Below are 3,339 nucleotides of genomic sequence, written 5' to 3'. Positions count from 1 at the left end.
GTGCACGTCCCGGGCAGGAGACGGAACTGCTGGACCTGCCCTGGGCGTCCGCAGGTATCGGGGTGTGTTTCACGTGAAACTTCCGGGCCAGGACGCGATCGCCCGCCAGGCCGACGAGCATCTGGTGACCTATCGGGTGAGACTCCCGAGGAAAGTGGTGGAGCACCCGATCCGCCAGGTCGCCAAACGGCTCTCCATGGCGCTGCTGGTGCTCGTGATGACCGCGCTGATCGTCTACGCCGACCGCGACGGCTACAACGACAACGCGGGCGGCGGCATCAGCCTCCTCGACGCGTTCTACTACGCGACCGTCACCCTCTCCACCACCGGCTACGGTGACATCACCCCGGCCGGCGGAGGCGCCCGGCTCACCAACATCCTCGTCATCACGCCGCTGCGCGTGCTGTTCCTGATCATCCTGGTCGGCACCACCCTCGAAGCCCTCACCGAACGCACCCGGGACGAGTGGCGGCTGACCCGCTGGAGGTCCACGTTGCGCGATCACACCGTCGTCATCGGCTTTGGCACGAAGGGCAGGTCGGCGATCCGGACCGTCTGCGCGACGGGTCTGAAGAAGGAACAGGTCGTCGTGGTCGACCCCAGTTCCAAGGTGATCGACGCCGCGACCGCCGAGGGCTACGCGGGCATCGTCGGCGACGCGACCCGCAGCGAGGTGCTGACGCAGGCCGAAGTGCACAAGGCGCGCCAGATCATCATCGCGACCCAGCGTGATGACACCGCGGTCCTGGTGACGCTGACGGCCCGCCAGCTCAACCGCGGGGCGAAGATCGTGGCCACGGTGCGGGAGGAGGAGAACGCGCCGCTGCTCAAGCAGTCGGGCGCCGACGCGGTCGTCACCAGCGCCAGCGCCGCCGGCCGGTTGCTCGGCCTGTCCGTGCTCAGCCCCTCCGCCGGCATGGTGATGGCGGACCTCATCCAGCAGGGCAGCGGCCTCGACATCGTCGAACGGCCGGTCGTCAAGGCCGAGGTGGGCAAGATGCCGCGTGAGGTCGCCGACCTGGTGGTCAGCGTCATACGCGGCCACCGGGTCCTCGGCTACGACGACCCGTCCGTCGGGAGGCTGGAGCTGACCGACCGGCTCATCACGATCGTGCGGAAGACCCCGGCCACCCAGGTCGCGCCGGACATCCGCCCGATGCCCCCGATGCCCCCGATGCCCCGCAACACCTGACGAGCGCAGCGATCGGCCGGCCGCCCCGCACCCCTACGGTGCGCGACGGCCGGCCGAAAGCGCTGGAGCCCAGGGCTACTTCCGGTTGTACAGCCGCATCGTGACCGGCCCGAAGACCAGCACGAACAGCGCCGCCCAGCCCAGCGACCAGGCGACCTCGTCGGCCGGCCAGTCGCCGCCCATCAGGCCGCGCACCGCCGACGCCAGATGGGTGATGGGGCTGTTGTTCACGAACGCCTGCAGCCAGCCCGGCATGGTCTTCGGGTCCACGAACACGTTGGACAGGAACGTGAGCGGGAAGATCATCATCATGCTGACGCCCATCACCGACTTCTCGGTGCGCAGCAGCAGCCCGAACATCGTCCAGATCCACGAGAAGGCGAACGAGAAGGCCACCAGCAGGGCGATCCCGGCGAGCACACCGGCGACCCCGCCGTCCGGCCGGTAGCCGAGGATGATGCCGACGGTGAGCATCACGACCGAGGCGATCGTGTACCGCAGGGCGTCACCGAGCAGATAGCCGACCATCGTCGACGGCCGCCAGATCGGCAGGCTGCGGAACCGGTCGAAGACGCCCTTCTCGATGTCGGTGTTCACGGAGACACCCGTGTACATCGTGATCATCACGACCGACATCACGAGGATGCCCGGCAGCAGGAACTGGATGTACTCCTTCGGTGAGCCGGCCAGCGCCCCGCCGAACAGGTACGTGTACATCAGCACCATCATGATCGGGAACGCCGTGACGTCGAAGAGCTGCTCCGGCACATGCTTGATCTTGAGGATGGCCCGCCAGCCGAAGGTCATCGAGGCCGACCACGCGCTGGGCCGCGGCGGCCGCGCCTTGGTGACGAGCAGGGCGGCGAGCGACTCGGCGCTGACCGGGGCGAGCTCTTTGCTCTCGGTGGTCGTCGCGGTGCTCATGCCGCCACCTCGTCCTTCGGGTCGTCGGAGCGGTCGGAGGAGTCGTGCGTGTCGTGTCCGGTGAGGGCGAGGAACACCTCGTCCAGGCTGGGCTGGCCCAGCGAGAAGTTGTCGACGGTGATCCCGGCGCGGGCCAGCTCGCCCAAGGCGCGGGAGGCCTGCCCGGCCGCGGAGTCGCCGCTCGCGGCCGTACCGAGGCGGGCGGTGAGGGCCACCGGGTCGGGCTCCGGCTGCACCTGCGCGTCGAGGGCGTGGCGCAGCAGGTCGGCAGCGAGGTCGCGCTGGTCGGGGTCGCGTAGCCGCAGATGCACGGATCCGGCCCCGACGGACGACTTCAGTTCGCCCTTGGTGCCCTCGGCGATCACTCTGCCGCGGTCGATGACGGCGATCCGGGACGCCAGCTGGTCGGCCTCGTCCAGATACTGCGTGGTCAGCAGCACGGTGGTGCCCTGGGCGACCACGGCCCGCACGATGTCCCAGACCTGGTTGCGGCTGCGCGGGTCCAGGCCGGTGGTCGGCTCGTCGAGGAACAGCAGGTCGGGCGTGTTCAGGATGGACGCGGCGATATCGATACGGCGCCGCATGCCGCCCGAGTAGTGCTTGACCTGCTTCGCGGCGGCCTCCGTAAGACCGAAGGCCTCCAGGAGCTGGGCGGCGCGCTCACGGGCGGCCTTCTTGTGGTGGCCGAGCAGCCGGCCCAGCAGGACCAGGTTCTCGGTGCCGGTGAGGTCCTCGTCGACCGACGCGTACTGGCCGGTGAGGCTAACCCGGCCGCGCACCTCGTCCGCCTCGCGGACGATGTCGTGACCGAAGACATGCGCTTCGCCGCCGTCCGGCCGCAGGAGTGTGGCGAGCATCTTCACGGTGGTGGTCTTGCCGGCGCCGTTCGGGCCGAGGACGCCGTAGACCATGCCCGCGGGCACGGACAGGTCGACCCCGTCGACGGCCCTCGTCTCGCCGAAGGTCTTCACCAGGCCCGCGGTCTCGATCGCCAGGCCGGACATCTGCGTGCTCATGCTTCGGGTCCCTCCGAGTACGTGGGCTACGCATGGGGAGACCTTTACCGTCGCGCAAACTCATCGGTCGCGCACACGGGTTTTCGCCGGGACCGGAACCAATGGTGTAGGGGCGGGGGTCCCCGGACGGAGGGGACTCCGTCCCACCCGTCCGTCCCCGGACGGGGGGGACTCCGTCCGGGGTCGGGCGGGGTCGGGCCCCTGCAT

Annotated in this window: 3 protein-coding genes; 1 reads left to right on the top strand and 2 read right to left on the bottom strand. The window is 69.6% G+C overall.

Features of this window, described 5'->3' with window-relative positions; all coding sequences use genetic code 11:
- Window positions 1-73 precede the first annotated feature (73 nt).
- Window positions 74-1,192 (top strand): potassium channel family protein, encoded by a 1,119-nt coding sequence (locus ABZ281_RS43305; protein ID WP_356663639.1) that lies wholly within the window; start codon window positions 74-76, stop codon window positions 1,190-1,192.
- Window positions 1,193-1,267: 75 nt separating this feature from the next.
- Here the strand turns inward: ABZ281_RS43305 and ABZ281_RS43300 are convergent, their stop codons facing one another.
- Entirely contained in the window at window positions 1,268-2,116 is an 849-nt protein-coding gene (locus tag ABZ281_RS43300) for an ABC transporter permease (RefSeq protein WP_356663637.1), read from the bottom strand.
- Entirely contained in the window at window positions 2,113-3,132 is a 1,020-nt protein-coding gene (locus ABZ281_RS43295) for an ATP-binding cassette domain-containing protein (RefSeq protein ID WP_356663635.1), read from the bottom strand. The genes ABZ281_RS43300 and ABZ281_RS43295 overlap by 4 nt, the downstream gene beginning before the upstream one ends.
- Window positions 3,133-3,339 lie beyond the last annotated feature (207 nt).

It is taken from the genome of Streptomyces sp. NPDC006265, from assembly GCF_040613555.1.
Lineage (GTDB): Bacteria > Actinomycetota > Actinomycetes > Streptomycetales > Streptomycetaceae > Streptomyces.
Note: the sequence above shows the minus strand (reverse complement) of the source record. Positions and strands in the feature narration are given on the sequence as shown.